At 69.2% G+C, this 15,919-nt stretch carries 23 protein-coding genes; 2 read left to right on the forward strand and 21 right to left on the reverse strand.

Going from position 1 to position 15,919, the window contains the following annotated elements; all coding sequences use genetic code 11:
* Positions 1–78 precede the first annotated feature (78 nt).
* Together HZF07_RS11340 and truA are read right to left on the reverse strand one after the other, a co-directional pair.
* Positions 79–681, reverse strand: a complete 603-nt coding sequence (locus tag HZF07_RS11340) for a class I SAM-dependent methyltransferase (RefSeq protein ID WP_157341711.1) — start codon at positions 679–681, stop codon at positions 79–81.
* Positions 678–1,487: a tRNA pseudouridine(38-40) synthase TruA gene (gene truA / locus HZF07_RS11345; protein ID WP_181645073.1), complete on the reverse strand. Its 810-nt coding sequence runs from the start codon at positions 1,485–1,487 to the stop codon at positions 678–680. The genes HZF07_RS11340 and truA overlap by 4 nt, the downstream gene beginning before the upstream one ends.
* Positions 1,488–1,526: 39 nt before the next feature.
* Here truA and HZF07_RS11350 point away from each other — a divergent pair, with 39 nt between their 5' ends.
* Together HZF07_RS11350 and HZF07_RS11355 are read left to right on the forward strand one after the other, a co-directional pair.
* A complete protein-coding gene (locus HZF07_RS11350) occupies positions 1,527–3,188 on the forward strand; it encodes an NAD(P)/FAD-dependent oxidoreductase (protein WP_309504701.1) in 1,662 nt (553 codons plus the stop codon).
* A gap of 2 nt (positions 3,189–3,190) precedes the next feature.
* Positions 3,191–3,535, forward strand: a complete 345-nt coding sequence (locus tag HZF07_RS11355; RefSeq protein ID WP_181645074.1) for a GntR family transcriptional regulator — start codon at positions 3,191–3,193, stop codon at positions 3,533–3,535.
* A 55-nt stretch (positions 3,536–3,590) separates the two neighbouring features.
* Here HZF07_RS11355 and rplQ read toward each other — a convergent pair whose 3' ends face one another.
* The 19 genes from rplQ to HZF07_RS11450 form a co-directional block, all read right to left on the reverse strand.
* The gene (gene rplQ, locus HZF07_RS23860) at positions 3,591–4,334 is read right to left on the reverse strand and encodes a 50S ribosomal protein L17, sunset domain variant (protein ID WP_157341715.1); all 744 of its coding nucleotides are present in this window, start codon (positions 4,332–4,334) and stop codon (positions 3,591–3,593) included.
* A 72-nt stretch (positions 4,335–4,406) separates the two neighbouring features.
* The gene (locus tag HZF07_RS11365) at positions 4,407–5,423 is read right to left on the reverse strand and encodes a DNA-directed RNA polymerase subunit alpha (protein ID WP_181645075.1); all 1,017 of its coding nucleotides are present in this window, start codon (positions 5,421–5,423) and stop codon (positions 4,407–4,409) included.
* Positions 5,424–5,535: 112 nt separating this feature from the next.
* Positions 5,536–6,144, reverse strand: a complete 609-nt coding sequence (gene rpsD, locus HZF07_RS11370; RefSeq protein ID WP_157341717.1) for a 30S ribosomal protein S4 — start codon at positions 6,142–6,144, stop codon at positions 5,536–5,538.
* Between the two features lie 31 nt (positions 6,145–6,175).
* A complete protein-coding gene (gene rpsK / locus HZF07_RS11375; RefSeq protein ID WP_157341719.1) occupies positions 6,176–6,583 on the reverse strand; it encodes a 30S ribosomal protein S11 in 408 nt (135 codons plus the stop codon).
* 65 nt (positions 6,584–6,648) lie between these two features.
* Entirely contained in the window at positions 6,649–7,023 is a 375-nt protein-coding gene (rpsM, locus tag HZF07_RS11380) for a 30S ribosomal protein S13 (RefSeq protein WP_157341721.1), read from the reverse strand.
* Between the two features lie 191 nt (positions 7,024–7,214).
* The gene (gene rpmJ, locus HZF07_RS11385) at positions 7,215–7,328 is read right to left on the reverse strand and encodes a 50S ribosomal protein L36 (protein WP_011757308.1); all 114 of its coding nucleotides are present in this window, start codon (positions 7,326–7,328) and stop codon (positions 7,215–7,217) included.
* A gap of 30 nt (positions 7,329–7,358) precedes the next feature.
* On the reverse strand, positions 7,359–7,580 hold the full coding sequence (gene infA / locus HZF07_RS11390; RefSeq protein WP_011757309.1) for a translation initiation factor IF-1: 222 nt from the start codon (positions 7,578–7,580) through the stop codon (positions 7,359–7,361).
* A 338-nt stretch (positions 7,581–7,918) separates the two neighbouring features.
* Positions 7,919–8,971, reverse strand: a complete 1,053-nt coding sequence (locus HZF07_RS11395; RefSeq protein WP_309504702.1) for an LLM class flavin-dependent oxidoreductase — start codon at positions 8,969–8,971, stop codon at positions 7,919–7,921.
* 28 nt (positions 8,972–8,999) lie between these two features.
* Positions 9,000–10,004, reverse strand: a complete 1,005-nt coding sequence (locus tag HZF07_RS11400; protein WP_181645076.1) for a TerC family protein — start codon at positions 10,002–10,004, stop codon at positions 9,000–9,002.
* A gap of 149 nt (positions 10,005–10,153) precedes the next feature.
* Entirely contained in the window at positions 10,154–10,966 is an 813-nt protein-coding gene (gene map, locus HZF07_RS11405; protein WP_396954823.1) for a type I methionyl aminopeptidase, read from the reverse strand.
* A 9-nt stretch (positions 10,967–10,975) separates the two neighbouring features.
* Entirely contained in the window at positions 10,976–11,551 is a 576-nt protein-coding gene (locus HZF07_RS11410) for an adenylate kinase (RefSeq protein WP_157341725.1), read from the reverse strand.
* Positions 11,552–12,865, reverse strand: coding sequence for a preprotein translocase subunit SecY (gene secY / locus HZF07_RS11415; RefSeq protein WP_181645077.1), 1,314 nt, complete (start codon positions 12,863–12,865; stop codon positions 11,552–11,554).
* Between the two features lie 159 nt (positions 12,866–13,024).
* The gene (rplO, locus tag HZF07_RS11420) at positions 13,025–13,465 is read right to left on the reverse strand and encodes a 50S ribosomal protein L15 (protein ID WP_157341730.1); all 441 of its coding nucleotides are present in this window, start codon (positions 13,463–13,465) and stop codon (positions 13,025–13,027) included.
* Between the two features lies 1 nt (position 13,466).
* Complete coding sequence (gene rpmD / locus HZF07_RS11425) at positions 13,467–13,649, reverse strand: 50S ribosomal protein L30 (protein WP_028644811.1); 183 nt, start codon at positions 13,647–13,649, stop codon at positions 13,467–13,469.
* The gene (rpsE, locus tag HZF07_RS11430) at positions 13,649–14,266 is read right to left on the reverse strand and encodes a 30S ribosomal protein S5 (protein WP_157341732.1); all 618 of its coding nucleotides are present in this window, start codon (positions 14,264–14,266) and stop codon (positions 13,649–13,651) included. Before rpsE ends, rpmD begins: the two co-directional genes overlap by 1 nt.
* A 34-nt stretch (positions 14,267–14,300) precedes the next feature.
* The gene (rplR, locus tag HZF07_RS11435; RefSeq protein WP_157345085.1) at positions 14,301–14,684 is read right to left on the reverse strand and encodes a 50S ribosomal protein L18; all 384 of its coding nucleotides are present in this window, start codon (positions 14,682–14,684) and stop codon (positions 14,301–14,303) included.
* 2 nt (positions 14,685–14,686) lie between these two features.
* Positions 14,687–15,226 carry a 50S ribosomal protein L6 gene (rplF, locus tag HZF07_RS11440; RefSeq protein ID WP_157341734.1) on the reverse strand — a complete coding sequence of 180 codons (540 nt, stop codon included), beginning with the start codon at positions 15,224–15,226 and terminating at the stop codon, positions 14,687–14,689.
* A 29-nt stretch (positions 15,227–15,255) separates the two neighbouring features.
* Complete coding sequence (gene rpsH, locus HZF07_RS11445) at positions 15,256–15,663, reverse strand: 30S ribosomal protein S8 (protein ID WP_157341736.1); 408 nt, start codon at positions 15,661–15,663, stop codon at positions 15,256–15,258.
* 69 nt (positions 15,664–15,732) lie between these two features.
* The gene (locus HZF07_RS11450; RefSeq protein ID WP_011757321.1) at positions 15,733–15,918 is read right to left on the reverse strand and encodes a type Z 30S ribosomal protein S14; all 186 of its coding nucleotides are present in this window, start codon (positions 15,916–15,918) and stop codon (positions 15,733–15,735) included.
* Position 15,919: the final 1 nt, after the last annotated feature.

Genomic DNA, 15,919 nt, shown 5'->3' on the forward strand with positions numbered 1-15,919 from the left:
CGCCGGGGATCGTCGAGTGACGCGGAACCGCCCCTGAACGGCCCGTCCACGGGCGCGTTCGCGTCACTCGACGGCAGATCAGGTCGCCGCGCGGGTCTCGAGCACCCGGAACCCCTTCGCACTGGCGAGCCGCTCGGTCGGCCAGCCCTGCTCGCCCAGCCAGCGCTGGAGGGAGTCGGCGCCCAGGTTCCTGCCCACCACCATCACCGCCCGCCCGCCAGGCGCGAGCCGGGGCAGCCAGGTGAGCAGCAGGTCGTGCAGCGCCTCCTTGCCGATCCGGATCGGCGGGTTGGACCAGATCTCGTCGAAGACCAGGTCGGTCGGCACCTGCTCGGGCCGGCACGCGACGAAGCGGCCGTGCACGCCCATCGCGCGGGCGTTCTCGTTCGCGAGCGCGATCGCGCGGTCGTTGACCTCGACCGCCGTGATGGTGGCGAGCGGCACCGCCGCCGCGATCGCCAGGCCGATCACGCCGTACCCGCAGCCGAGGTCGAGGAAGCGGCCCTGCACGGGCGGCTCGGTCTCCCGGAAGAGCACCGCGGTGGCGTGGTCGAGGTGGCCGCGGCTGAAGATGCCGGCGCCGCTCACCAGGGTCAGCTCGCGGCCCCACACCTCGCAGGTGAAGGTCTCCCGCTCGAAGGGCACCGACGGGTCGGCGGTGAAGTAGTGCTCGTCGCTCATCCGGTGATCTCCTCCGGCCGTCGGCGGGCCATCGTCTGGGCGGTCCTCGCCTCGAGCTCGTCGTCCGCCGGGTAGCCGACATCCTCGAGCGTGAGCCCGTGGGCGTGCACGACCGGGACCGAGGAGCTCCGCACGGCGGCGCGCAGGATCTCGTCCGCCCAGTCGACGGGCTTGCGGCCCTCCCCCACGGCGATCAGGCAGCCGACCAGCGACCGCACCATGCTGTGGCAGAAGGCGTCCGCGCGCACCGTGCCCACCAGCACGCCGGCCGCATCGCGCTCCCACGACAGCTCCTCGAGCGTGCGGATCGTCGTCGCGCCCTCGCGCGGCTTGCAGAACGACGCGAAGTCGTGGCGACCGACGAGCAGCACCGACGCTGCGTTCATCGCCCGCTCGTCGAGCGGCCGCGGCCACGCGAGCACGTGGCTGCGGGTGAGCGGGTCCAGCGCGGCCGCCCGGTCGGCGATCCGGTAGGCGTAGCGGCGCCACAAGGCGCCGAAGCGGGCGTCGAAGTACGGCGGCGCCTCCGTCGCAGACCGCACCCGCACGTCGAGCGGCAGGACGCCGTTGAGCCGGCGTACGAGGGGCTCCAGCTCGGGCACCTCGTCGAGGTCGACGTGCACCACCTGCCCGCGGGCGTGCACTCCCGCGTCGGTGCGGCCCGCGCAGACCACGTCGACGGTCGGCACGCGGAGCACGGTCGCCAGCGCGGCGCTCAGCTCACCCTGCACGGTGCGCAGCCCGGGCTGCGCGGCCCAGCCGTGGAAGGCCGTGCCGTCGTAGGAGAGGTCGAGGCGGAGGCGCACGAGAGGCAATCCTATTGCGCCGTTTCCTAGGCTGGATCCGTGACCGCCCCCGCCCTGGTCCTCATCGCGCCGGACCACCCCGACGAGATGCGCGCCGGACTCGCCCGCTACGAGGCGGAGTACGACGTCCGGCTCGCCCGCTCCTGCCACGACGCCCTCGACACCACTCACGCCATCGTCGCCGACGGCGGCACGGTGGCGATGTTCGTCAGCGAGTCCGTGCTGCCCGACGCGGACGTCCTGCACTGCTTCCACAAGCTCCGCGAGAAGGTGCCCACGGCACGTCGCGTGATCGCCGCGCACTGGGACCGGTTCCTGGCCGACGCCCCCGGCCTGCGCGCGGGGATGGCGAAGGGCAAGTACGACGCCTTCCTGCTGATGCCGCGCGGCACCCGCGACGAGGAGTTCCACAACGCGATCACCGACCTGCTCTCCGACTGGGGATCGACGGTCGCCGACCCGGAGGTCGTGGCGGTCAAGATCGTCTCGCCGGTCCGCGACGGACTCACGCTGGCGATCCGCGACTTCCTGGACCGGATGGGCATGCCCAGCCGGGTCTACGAGCCGGACTCCGACGGAGGTCGCTACGTCCTCGACCTGTGGGGCGGCGAGCCGGCGTACCCGCTCGTCTGCCGCGCCAACGGGCCGGTCGTCCACGCCACGTCGGTGCGCGACGTCGCGATCAACGTCTACGGCGCGCCGACCGAGCTCGACCTGGACCAGGTCGTCGACCTCGCGGTCGTGGGTGGCGGGCCGGCCGGCCTCGCGACGGCGGTGTACGCCGCGTCCGAGGGCCTGTCGACGGTGATCCTCGAGGCGGAGGCGATCGGCGGCCAGGCGGGCACCAGCTCGATGATCCGCAACTACCTCGGCTTCCCCCGCGGCATCTCCGGCATGCGCCTGGCCCAGCGCGCCCGCAACCAGGCGCTGCGCTTCGGCGCCCGCTTCTACACCGGCCAGGTCGTCGACGAGCTGCGGCCCGGGTCCGGCGGCGATCCGCACGTGCTGTGCACCGACTCCGGCGAGGTGCGCGCCCGCTCGGTGGTCATCGCCAGCGGCGTCGCCTACCGCAAGCTGCGGGTCGAGCCGGTCGAGGAGCTCGTGGGCTCCGGTGTCTACTACGGCGCGGCGATGACCGCGGCGCGGGAGATGGAGGGCCAGGACGTCTACGTCGTGGGCGGCGGCAACTCCGCCGGCCAGGCGGCGGTGCACCTGGCCAGGTTCGCCCGCTCCGTCACGATCCTGGTGCGCCGGCCCGACCTCGCCGAGACGATGTCGTCGTACCTGATCGGCGAGATCGAGTACAACCCGCGCATCAGCGTGCGCACCTGCTGCCAGGTCGTCGACGGGGGCGGCGACGGTCGCCTGGAGTGGCTCGGGCTGGAGGACGTCAACACCGGCCAGGTCGACCGCGTGCCGGCGTACGGGCTGTTCCTGCTGCTCGGGGCCGAGCCCCACTGCGACTGGCTCCCCGCGGGCGTCGCGAGGGACGACCGCGGCTTCGTGCTCACCGGGCGCGACGTCCCCCGGGACCGCTGGCTCGACGGGCTCCCGCCGGAGAACCTCGCGACGACGGTGCCGGGAATCTTCGCGGCCGGTGACGTGCGCGCGGGGTCGATGAAGCGGGTCGCGTCCGCGAGCGGCGAAGGCGCGTCGGTCGTGCCGCTCGTGCACGCCTACCTCTCCCCGGCGGCCGACTAGCCGTGGACGTCCACCCGCTCGACGCGTCGTCGTCCGTGCCGCCCTCCGAGCAGCTGCGGGCGCAGATCGCCTCGCGTGCCGCGTCCGGGGACCTCCCGGCGGGCACCCGGCTGCCGACGGTGCGCGCCCTCGCCGACGAGCTCGGCCTCGCGGTCAACACCGTCGCCAAGGCCTACCGCGCCCTGGAGGGCGCCGGCGTGGTCACCACCGACGGGCGCCGTGGGACGTTCGTCTCGGGCGCGAGCACGTCCGCGCGCGACGCCGCGGCGGCGTACGTCGCGACCGCGCGCCGTCTCGGGCTCACGCTCACCGAGGCGCGCCGCCTGGTGGACCAGTCCTGGACATGACGAGGGCCCGCCACCTGCACAGGTGACGGGCCCTCGGCGTGACTGCTGGGTGGTGCTACTCGCCGGCCTTGGTGAAACCGGCGGCGGCCGCAGACTCCTCGCTGTCGAACCAGACGTCGGCGACGGTCTGCTCGAACCACTGGCTGTCGGGCGTGTGGTACTTCTGCGAGTCCTCGTTGCCCTTGATCGGGAAGCCCTCGGGCGCCTTGCTGGCGTCCTCGAGCGGCACGCTGGACCCGGCGTACTTGCCGGACGTGCCACCCTCGGTCTCCTCGAAGACGTCGGTGTCGACGCCCTCGACCGCGACGACGGTCTCCTCGGAGGCCTCCTCGGCGGCGGTCTCCTCGGCCACGTCCTCGACGAGGACGTCCTCGGCGACGACCGGCTCGGCGACGGGCGCGGCGGCAGCCTTCTTCTTGGCCTTCGGGGCCGACGGCTTGTAGGCCTCGGTCACCAGCTCGATGACCGCCATGGGCGCGTTGTCACCCTTGCGCGGGCCGATCTTGGTGATCCGGGTGTAGCCACCCGGGCGCTCCGAGAAGGTCGGCGCGATCTCGGTGAAGAGGGTGTGCACGACCGACTTGTCGCGGATGGTCTTGAGGACCTCGCGACGGTTGTGCAGGTCGCCCTTCTTCGCCTTGGTGATCAGCTTCTCCGCGTGCGGACGCAGCGCGCGCGCCCGCGACTCGGTCGTGGTGATCCGGCCGTGCTCGAAGAGCTGGGTGGCCAGGTTCGCCAGGATCAGGCGCTGGTGGGACGGGCTACCGCCGAGGCGGGGACCCTTGGTGGGCTTGGGCATTGCTTCTCTCTTTTCTCTCCGGCCGTGTCAGGTACCGGGGTAGACCGCCCGCGGGTGCGGGCGGATTTCGGATCAGTACTGCTCGTCCTCGACGAACGCGTCGTCGTCGTCGTCGCCGTACGCAGCCAGGGCGGCGTGCGGGTCGAAGCCGGGCGCGCTGTCCTTGAGGGACAGACCCATCTCGACCAGCTTGGCCTTGACCTCGTCGATCGACTTCGCGCCGAAGTTGCGGATGTCGAGCAGGTCCTGCTCCGAGCGGCTGATGAGCTCACCCACGGTGTGGATGCCCTCGCGCTTGAGGCAGTTGTAGGAGCGGACGGTCAGCTGCAGGTCCTCGACCGGGAGGGCGAGGTCGGCAGCCAGCTGCTCGTCGACCGGCGACGGGCCGATGTCGATGCCCTCGGCCTCGACGTTGAGCTCGCGCGCCAGGCCGAAGAGCTCGACCAGGGTCTTGCCGGCCGAGGCGATCGCGTCGCGGGGACGGATCGACGGCTTGGTCTCGACGTCGATGACGAGCTTGTCGAAGTCGGTGCGCTGCTCGACACGGGTGGCCTCGACCTTGTAGGTCACCTTGAGGACGGGGCTGTAGATCGAGTCGACCGGCATCCGGCCGATCTCGTTGTCCGCGCCCTTGTTCTGGACGGCCGAGACGTAGCCGCGGCCGCGCTCGACGACCAGCTCCATCTCCAGCTTGCCCTTGTCGGACAGCGTGGCGATCTTCAGGTCGGGGTTGTGGACCTCGACGCCGGCCGGCGGCGCGATGTCGGCCGCGGTGACGTCACCGGCACCCGACTTGCGCAGGTACATGGTGACCGGCTCGTCGTGCTCCGAGGAGACGACGAGGCCCTTGAGGTTGAGGATGATCTCCGTGACGTCCTCGGTGACGCCCTCGATGGTCGAGAACTCGTGGAGAACGCTGTCGATCTTGATGCTCGTGACCGAGGCACCCGGGATGGAGCTGAGCAGGGTGCGACGCAGCGAGTTGCCGAGCGTGTAGCCGAAGCCCGGCTCCAGCGGCTCGATGACGAACCGCGAACGGAACTCGTCGACGGTCTCTTCCGACAGGGTGGGGCGCTGTGCGATGAGCACTTGTTCTTTCCTTTCCGGGCCCACCCGCTATTTGACGGGCCCGAACTTCAGGGTTGACGGAAGGTCTGGACGGCGCCGCGAGTCCTAGCGGTTCCCGCGGCGCCGACCATGGTCACTTCTTCGAGTAGAACTCGACGATGAGCTGCTCCTGGACCGGCAGGTCGATCTGGGCCCGGACCGGGAGCTGGTGGACGAGGATGCGCATCCGCGACGGGATGGCCTCGAGCCAAGCGGGGACGACGCGCTCGCCGTGGGTCTCGCGAGCCACGATGAACGGGGTCATCTCGAGGGACTTCTCGCGCACGTCGATCACGTCGTGGGCGGCAACCTGGTACGACGGGATGTCGACCTTCTTGCCGTTCACCTTGAAGTGGCCGTGCACGACCAGCTGGCGGGCGTGGCGACGGGTGCGGGCGAAGCCGGCACGGTAGACGACGTTGTCCAGGCGGCACTCGAGCAGCTGGAGCAGGTTGTCACCGGTCTTGCCGGAGCGGCGCGAAGCCTCGACGTAGTAGTTGTGGAACTGACGCTCCATCACGCCGTAGGTGAAGCGGGCCTTCTGCTTCTCCTGGAGCTGCGAGCGGTACTCGCTCTCCTTGATGCGGGCACGGCCGTGCTGGCCGGGCGGGTAGGGACGCTTCTCGAACGCAGCGTCGCCACCGACGAGGTCGACGCCGAGGCGGCGCGACTTTCGGGTCATGGGGCCGGTGTAACGGGCCATCTCTACAAGTCTCCTGTTCTCGGTCGCAGCGTCAGACGCGGCGGCGCTTCGGCGGGCGGCAGCCGTTGTGGGGCGTGGGCGTGACGTCCTGGATGGTGCCGACCTCGAGGCCGATCGCACCCAGGGAACGGATCGCGGTCTCGCGGCCCGAACCCGGGCCCTTGACGAAGACGTCGATCTTCTTCATGCCGTGCTCCATCGCGCGGCGGCCAGCGGCCTCCGCAGCCATCTGCGCAGCGAACGGGGTGGACTTGCGGGAACCCTTGAAACCGACGGTGCCGGCCGAGGCCCACGAGATCACCGCACCAGTCGGGTCGGTGATCGTGACGATCGTGTTGTTGAACGTGCTCTTGATGTGGGCTTCGCCCACGGCGACGTTCTTCTTCTCCTTGCGGCGCACCTTCTTGGCGCCGGCCGCGCTGCGGCTCTTGGGAGGCATGCAGTAACTCCTGAGGTCTGGTCTGGAAGCTCGTGTGTGACGAGGATCAGCGCGTCAGCGCTGGATCACTTCGCCTTCTTCTTGCCGGCAACCGTGCGCTTCGGACCCTTGCGGGTACGGGCGTTGGTCTTGGTGCGCTGTCCGCGGACCGGGAGGCCCTGGCGGTGACGGCGACCCTGGTAGCTGCCGATCTCGATCTTGCGACGGATGTCGGCCTGGACCTCGCGACGGAGGTCACCCTCGATCTTGAAGTTGGCTTCGATCTCGTCACGGAGCTTGACCAGCTCCTCGTCACCCAGCTGGTGGACGCGCAGGTCGGGGTTGACCCCGGTGGCGGCCAGGAGCTGCTGGGCGCGGGTACGGCCGATGCCGTAGATGTAGGTGAGTGCGACCTCGATGCGCTTGTCGCGCGGGAGGTCCACACCAACGAGGCGTGCCATGTGGCTTGTTCCTTCGGTTGTTCGCAGCGGTTTCGGTCGTGTCGCGTCCCGGCCTCGTGTGTCCGGGCTCCGGCCATCTGCTCCGGAGGTGACTTCGCTCGTCGTACGACGGGCTAGCGATCACGTTGTAGGTGTTCAGTTGTGTTCGAGCGGGTGTGAGCCCGCCGTGCGGTCGCCCGCTGAGCTTGAGCTCAGCCCTGGCGCTGCTTGTGGCGCGGGTTCTCGCAGATCACCATGACGCGGCCGTGGCGACGGATCACCTTGCACTTGTCACAGATGGGCTTGACGCTGGGCTTGACCTTCATCGGTCGTGTCCTTCGCTACTCGGCTGTCGATTACTTGTAGCGGTAGACGATCCGACCCCGGGTGAGGTCGTACGGCGAGAGCTCCACCACGACCCGGTCCTCGGGGAGGATCCGGATGTAGTGCTGACGCATCTTGCCGCTGATGTGGGCGAGAACCTTGTGCCCGTTGCTCAGCTCCACGCGGAACATCGCGTTCGGGAGGGCCTCCACGACGGTGCCCTCGATCTCGATCACGCCTTCTTTCTTCGGCATGTCCTCCACAATCTGTTGATCGGTTGTCTACCGTGGCCCGGGAACCTCCACCCCGGCGGGGCGGTGGACCTCGTGCAGCCGCTCGTGAACCTCATCCCGGGCACGCGAGCGAACCACTCGAAAGCGATTCGCGCGGGTTTCCGGACAGCCGCTAGGCACCACGAAGCAGACCCACGTTGGGCCGACACGCCAGTTTAGTCAAACCAGGGCGCAAAACACGAATCGCCCGGCGTGTGGCACCGGGCGGAGGGGCAGACGGGGGCGCGCACCCCGTCTCCGCAGCGATCATCGCACGTGGCCGGGCCAGATGCGCAGCCCTGACGTCTCCGCGGCGAGCGTCAGGCCTGACCGACCAGGAGCCGGAGCGTCTCCTCCCGGGCCGGGCTGCGGCCGGCATCGGTGCCGGTCCACGCGCCCGCGACCGGGTGCACCATCACCTCGTCGACGTCGTACGTCGCGGCGAGCTCCTCGATCCGCGCCCGAGCCGTCGCCGGCGAGCCGATCACCCACCGCTGCGCCATCGCGTCCATGAGGTCGAGGTGCGCGGACGGCAGCTCGACCTTCTCGGCCTCCTCGACCAGCCGCTGCGGGCGCAGCTCCTGCCCGGTCCGCAGTGCGAGCATCGCCTGCAGCTGCGGCAGCGCCAGTCGCCGGGCCTCGTCGTCGGACTCGGCGACCACCACGTTGACGGTCAGGAAGGTGCGCGGCTCGGGAGCCTCGGGCGAGGGGCGGAAGCCGTCCCGGTAGAGCGCGAGCGCCTCGGCCGTCCCGCTGCCGGAGAAGTGGTGCGCGAACACGTAGGGCAGCCCCTTCTCGGCGGCCAGCCGTGCCGAGTAGTCCGAGGAGCCGAGCAGCCAGACGGTGGGCACGCTGCCCGCGACCGGGGTCGCCTTCAGGGGGTAGGTGCGGCCCTGGATCCCGAGGCCGACCCCGTCGGGCTCCATCATGGCCAGCACGTTGTCGACGTACTCCGGGAACCGGTTGACCGCCTCGTCGCTCACGCCCCCGGCGCCGTGGCGGAGCGCGTACGACGTGACCGGGTCGCTGCCGGGCGCCCGGCCGATCCCGAGGTCGATGCGACCCGGGAAGGCCGCCTCGAGCAGCGCGAACTGCTCGGCGACCACCAGCGGCGCGTGGTTCGGCAGCATCACCCCGCCGGAGCCCACCCGGATCCGCGAGGTGCGGCCCGCCACCAGGCCGATGAGCACCGGCGGGTTGGTGGCGGCCACGGCCGGCATGTTGTGGTGCTCGGCCAGCCAGTAGCGCCGGTAGCCCAACCCGTCGGCGACCTCGGCGAGGGACAGCGTCGCCGCGACGGCGTCCGCGGAGGTCTGGTCGCTCCGGACCGGGACCAGGTCGAGCACCGACAGTGACAGGCCTCGTTCGCTCACCCCGGGTCAACCAGTCCCGCCGGGGTGGCTATTCCGAGATCGTGCGTTCCTCGATCTCCTCGTCGGTCATCTTGCGCGCCGCGAGCAGGCTCGCGACCCCGGTGACCAGCAGCGTGATCACGATGACGCCGAGGCTCATCAGGGCCGAGATCTCGGGCACGTGCACCGGCTCGCCGCCGTTGATGAACGGCACCTCGTTCTCGTGCAGCGCGTGCAGGACCAGCTTCACGCCGATGAAGGCCAGGATGAACGCCAGGCCGAGCGAGAGGTAGACCAGCTTCTTGAGCAGCCCACCGAGCAGGAAGTAGAGCTGCCGGAGGCCCATCAGCGCGAACACGTTCGCGGTGAAGACGAGGTAGGGCTCCTGCGTGATGCCGAAGATCGCGGGGATCGAGTCCAGCGCGAAGAGCAGGTCGGTGGTGCCGAGCGCGATGATCACGATCAGCATCGGGGAGACGAAGCGGACGCCGTTCTTGCGGTACCAGAGCTTGAGGCCGTGGTACTCGTCGCCGACGTTCATGTGCCGCTGGGCGAACCGCACCACGCGGTTCTCCTCCGGGTGCTCGTCCTCGTGGCTGCGGTAGCTCTTGACCAGGCCGTAGGCGGTGTAGACCAGGAAGGCGCCGAAGAGGTAGAAGATCCAGCTGAAGTTGTTGATCAGCTGGTAGCCCAGCGCGATGAAGATGCCGCGGAAGATCAGCGCCAGGATGATGCCGACCATCAGCGCCTCCTGCTGGTACTGCCGAGGCACCCGCAGCGCGGACATGATGATGATGAAGACGAACAGGTTGTCGATCGACAGCGAGTACTCGGTCAGCCAGCCCGTGTAGAACTGGATCCCCATGTCGTGGCCGTGGGACGCCCAGATCCAGGCGCCGAAGGCGATGGCCGCGCCGATGTAGACGCTGAGCGCGATCGCGCACTCCTTGAACGACGGCTCGTGCGGGTCGCGGGCGATGACGATCACGTCGAACAGCAGCACCGCGCAGGTGGCGACGATCGTGACGGTCCATTCAACTGTGGAGATCTCCACGGGCAGTGCTCCTGGCGTGAGGGGGCGCGAAGTCGTCAGGAGTCTCTTCCGCCGTCAGTGACGACCCACGGACCCGGAGCATGCTCGTGTTGACGAGACCGCGGCGAAGGAATACTCCCCCCTGCGGTGCCCATCCAAGCACATTCCTGTCAACGTCCCCCGAACGGGACGCCCAGCGCACCGAGCGCGGCCTCTCCGCCGTCGAGCGCCGTGAGCACCCAGGTGCCCTGGGGCGTGATCGTGAAGGTGTGCTCGAAGTGCGCGGCGCGGCTGCCGTCGGTGGTGACGACGGTCCAGTCGTCGGCGAGCACGTCGGTGTCCTTGGTGCCGGTGGTGATCATCGGCTCGACCGCGAGCGCGAGCCCCTCGACCAGGCGGGGCCCCTTGCCGGCACGCCCGTAGTTGGGGACGTCGGGCGGCTGGTGCATCTGCGAGCCGATGCCGTGGCCCGTGTAGTCCTCGACGATGCCGTAGCGGCCCTGGGCGCGCACGTACCGCTCGATCGCGTGCGAGATGTCGGTGACCCGGCCACCGAGGTGCGCGGCCGCGATGCCGCGCCACATCGACTCCTCAGTGACGCGAATCAGCTCGGTGAGGTCGTCGCTGACCGCGCCCACCGGCACCGTGACGGCGGCGTCGCCGTGCCAGCCGTCGACGATCGCACCGCAGTCGATCGAGACGACGTCGCCGTCGGCGAGCACCCGCTCACCGGGGATCCCGTGGACGACCTCGTCGTTGACCGAGGCGCAGATCGAGGCCGGGAAGCCGTGGTAGCCCAGGAACGACGGCGTCGCGCCGGACGACCGGATGTGGTCCTCGGCGATCCCGTCGAGCTCGGCCGTCGAGACGCCCGCGCGGACGTGCCCGCGCAGCAGCTCGAGGGTGCGGCCGACCACGAGACCGGCCTTGCGCATCCCGTCGATCTGCTCGGGCGTCTTGATCTCGACGCCTCGGTCCAGCAGGCCCATCGCTCAGGACTCCGGCAGGTCGTCCAGGGCGTCGAAGATGCGGGCGGTGACCTCGGCGACCTCGCCGAGGCCGTCGACCTCGTGGACGATGCCGCGGTCCTTGTAGACGGCGATCAGCGGCTCGGTCTGCTCGAGGTAGACCTCCTGGCGCCGCCGGATGACCTCTTCGGTGTCGTCGGCGCGACCCTCGACCTGCGCGCGCTGCAGCAGCCGCGCGACGATCTCGTCCTGGTCGACCGTGAGGCAGACGACCGCGTCGAGGCGGTGGCCGGTGAACTCGATCATCCCGTCGAGCTCCTCCACCTGCGCGAGCGTGCGCGGGTAGCCGTCGAGCAGGAAGCCGGTCTGGGCGTCGTCCTCGTCGATCCGGTTGCGGACCATCAGGTTGGTGACCTCGTCGGGGACGTACTCGCCGGCGTCCATGTAGCGCTTGGCCTTGACGCCGAGCTCGGTGCCCTCGGAGACGTTGGCCCGGAAGATGTCACCGGTGGAGATCGCCGGGATCTTGAAGTGCTCGGCGATGAACTTGGCCTGCGTGCCCTTGCCCGCACCCGGGGGGCCCATGATGATCAGCCTCATTTACCGCAGGAACCCTTCGTAGTTGCGCTGCTGGAGCTGGCTCTCGATCTGCTTCACCGTGTCCAGCGCGACGCCGACCATGATCAGGATGCTGGTGCCACCGAACGGGAAGTTCTGGTTGGCGCCGATCACGGCGAAGGCGATGAGCGGGAGCAGGGCGACCAGGCCGAGGTAGAGCGCGCCGGGCAGCGTGATGCGGGACAGGACGTAGGAGAGGTACTCCTCGGTCGGCTTGCCCGCCCGGATCCCGGGGATGAAGCCGCCGTACTTCTTCATGTTGTCCGCGACCTCCTGGGGGTTGAAGGTGATCGAGACGTAGAAGTACGTGAAGAAGACGATCAGCAGGAAGAACAGGATCATGTAGATCGGGTGGTCGCCGCGCACCAGGTGGGCGTTGACCCAGTCGAGCACCGCCGACTGCGAGTTCTGGTTGAACTGCACGAGCATCGCCGGCAGGTAGAGCAGCGACGAGGCGAAGATGACCGGGATGACACCGGCCTGGTTGACCTTCAACGGGATGTAGGTCGAGCTGCCGCCGAACATCTTGCGGCCGACCATCCGGCGTGCGTACTGCACGGGGATCCGGCGCTGCGCCTGCTCGACGAAGATGACCGCGGCGATGACGACCAGGCCGATCAGCAGCACGATGCCGAGCACCCAGTAGCCCTTGGACTGCTGCACGGCCCAGAGCGAGGCCGGGAATCCGGAGACGACCTGGGTGAAGATCAGCAGCGACATGCCGTTGCCGACGCCGCGCTCGGTGATGAGCTCGCCGAGCCACATGATGACGGCGGTGCCGGCGGTCATGGTGACGACCATGACCAGGAAGGTCATCGTGCTGTCGTTGTGGAGCAGCGGGTAGACCTCGGGGTCGCAGCCCTGGAGCAGGTTGCCCGAGCGGGCCAGCGCCACGATGCCCGTGGCCTGGAGGACCGCGAGGCCCAGCGTGAGGTAGCGCGTGTACTGGGTGATCTTGGTCTGACCGGACTGGCCCTCCTTCTTGAGGGCCTCGAGCCGGGGGATCACCACGACGAGCAGCTGCAGGATGATGCTCGCGGTGATGTACGGCATGATGCCGAGCGCGAAGATCGTCAGCTGCAGCAGCGCGCCGCCGGAGAACAGGTTCACCAGGTTGTAGAGCCCGGCGCTGTCCCCCTCCTGGGCGATGTTGACGCACTCCTGCACGTTCGCCACGTTCACGCCCGGGGTCGGGATCTGAGATCCGAGCCGGAAGATCGCGATGATCATGAGGACGAACAGCAGCTTGCGCCGCAGGTCCGGGGTCCGGAAAGCGTTCGCGAACGCGCTCAGCACGAGATCCTCTTTCTCCAAGCGTGAAGCGGCCCTCGCGACTCGCTCGCAAGGACCCGGGGAAGCCTAACAGGCGGTCCGGCGACCCCTGAATGCGCGGGGGGCGCGGCCGGTCCTGCGAGCTGCAGGACCGCCGCGCCCCTAACGCTGGTGGTCAACCGATCAGACGACCGTGGTCGTGCCGCCGGCCGCCTCGATCTTCTCCTTGGCCGAGCCGGAGAACGCGTTGGCGCTCACCTGGACGGCGACGGAGATGTCGCCCTGGCCGAGGACCTTGACCGGGTGGCCGTCACGAACGGCACCCTTGGCGACGAGCTCGTCGACGCCGATGGCCCCACCCTCGGGGAAGAGCTCGTTGATGCGGTCGAGGTTCACGACCTGGAACTCCACCTTGAACGGGTTCTTGAAGCCCTTGAGCTTCGGGAGCCGCATGTGGATCGGCATCTGGCCACCCTCGAAGGCGACCGGGACCTGGTAGCGAGCCTTGGTTCCCTTGGTACCACGGCCCGCGGTCTTGCCCTTGGAGCCCTCACCGCGACCGACACGGGTCTTGGCAGTCTTGGCGCCGGGGGCAGGACGCAGGTGGTGCAGCTTGAGCGTCATGTCACTCGACCTCCTCGACCGTCACCAGGTGACGGACGGTGTTGACCATGCCACGGATCTCCGGGCGGTCTTCCTTCACGACGACGTCGCCGATGCGCTTGAGACCGAGCGTGCGCAGGGTCTCGCGCTGGTTCGCCTTGATGCCGACGGTGCCGCGCTTCTGCTGGACCTTGAGCTGGGCCATCAGGAGGACACCTCCTCGGACACACCGGCCGGGACCTCGGCGCGCGCCTTGAGCAGCGCGGCCGGGGTGACCTGCTCGACGGTCAGGCCACGACGCGCGGCGACAGCCTCGGGCTGCTCGAGCATCTTGAGGGCCTCGACCGTCGCGTGGACGATGTTGATCTGGTTGGACGACCCGAGCGACTTGCTCAGGATGTCGTGGATGCCGGCGCACTCGAGCACCGCACGGACCGGACCACCGGCGATGACACCGGTACCGGGCGCGGCCGGACGCAGCATGACCACGCCGGCGGCCTTCTCGCCCTGGACCGGGTGCGGGATCGTGCCCTGGATGCGGGGGACGCGGAAGAAGTGCTTCTTCGCCTCCTCGACACCCTTGGCGATCGCTGCCGGGACTTCCTTGGCCTTGCCGTAGCCGACGCCGACGAGACCGTCACCGTCACCGACGACCACGAGGGCGGTGAAGCTGAAGCGACGACCACCCTTCACGACCTTGGCGACACGGTTGATCGCGACGACGCGCTCGATGTAGGCGGTCTTCTCCGCGCCCTGGCCACGACGGTCATCCCGTCCGCCACGGCGCTCGCCACCACGCTGTCCGCGCTGGGCTCCGCTCATGAGACTTTCCTCTTCTCTCTGTCTGTCTTCGCGATCAGAACGTCAGACCACCGGCGCGGGCGGCGTCCGCCAGCGCCGCGATGCGGCCGTGGTACTTGTTGCCGGCCCGGTCGAAGACGACGTCCGAGACGCCGGCCGACTTGGCCCGCTCCGCGACGAGCTCGCCGACCTTCTTGGCCTTGGCGGTCTTGTCACCCTCGAAGCCGCGCACGTCGGCCTCCATGGTGGACGCGTAGGCCAGGGTCTTGCCGACCAGGTCGTCGACGACCTGCACGGTGATGTGCTTCGTCGAACGGGTGACGACCAGGCGCGGACGCTCGGCGGTGCCGTGGACCTTCTTGCGGCCACGGACCTGACGGCGCAGGCGCGACTTGGTGCGCGCTGCGGTGTGCTTGTGGTTGGAGAGCGAGATCCCCATGGTCACTTACCAGCCTTTCCGACCTTGCGGCGGATGTGCTCACCCGCGTAGCGAACGCCCTTGCCCTTGTACGGCTCGGGCTTCCGCAGCTTGCGGATGTTGGCGGCAACCTCACCGACAAGCTGCTTGTCGATGCCCTGGACGCCGAGCTTGGTCGGGCCCTCCACCGTGAAGGTGATGCCCTCGGGGGCGTTGAACGTGATCGGGTGCGAGTACCCGAGCTGGAACTCCAGCTGCGTCGGGCCCTTCGCGAGGACGCGGTAGCCCACGCCCACGATCTCGAGCTTCTTCTCGTAGCCCTCGGTGACACCGACGACCATGTTGTTGACCAGGGTCCGGCTCAGCCCGTGGAGGGCCTTGCTCTGGCGCTCGTCGTCGGGGCGCTTGACGTCGAGGACGCCGTCGCCCTTCTCGATCGTGATCGGCGCCGCCAGGGTGTGGCTCAGGGTGCCCTTGGGGCCCTTCACCGTCACCAGGGGGCCGTCGATCGCGACGTCGACACTCGACGGGACCGCGATCGGAAGCTTGCCAATGCGCGACATGCTCTTCTACTCCTTCGCGTTTCTCGTCGTCACCAGACGTAGGCGAGGACTTCCCCACCCACGCCCTTCTGGTTCGCCTGGCGGTCGGTCAGCAGGCCCTGGCTCGTCGAGATGATCGCGACGCCCAGGCCGCCGAGCACCTTCGGGAGGCCCGTGTGCTTGGCGTAGACCCGCAGGCCCGGCTTGCTGATGCGGCGGACGCCCGCGATGGAGCGCTCGCGGTTGCGGCCGTACTTGAGCGTGATGGTCAGCGTCTTGCCGACCTCCCCCTCGGCCGGCTCCTTCACGTCGTAGGACGTGATGTAGCCCTCCTGCTGGAGGATCTCCGCGACGCCCTGCTTCAGCTTGCTGTACGGCATGGAAACCGCGTCGTGGTACGCCTGGTTGGCGTTGCGCAGACGGGTGAGCATGTCTGCGATCGGGTCAGTCATCGTCATGATGGGTTCTTTCTCGCCGTGGTTTCGCCCCGCACTCGGCGCGGGCGACCTTCAACGTGCTTGAGGTGATTACCAGGAGGACTTGGTGACGCCGGGCAGCTCGCCGCGGTGCGCCATCTCCCGCAGGCAGATGCGGCACAGGCCGAACTTGCGGTAGACGGCCTTGGGCCGGCCGCAGCGCTGGCAGCGGGTGTAGCCGCGCACCGCGAACTTGGGCTTGCGGGCCGCCTTGACCTTGAGAGCGGTCTTCGCCATG

It is taken from the genome of Nocardioides agri, assembly GCF_013778305.1.
GTDB classification, from domain to species: Bacteria; Actinomycetota; Actinomycetes; order Propionibacteriales; family Nocardioidaceae; genus Nocardioides; species Nocardioides agri.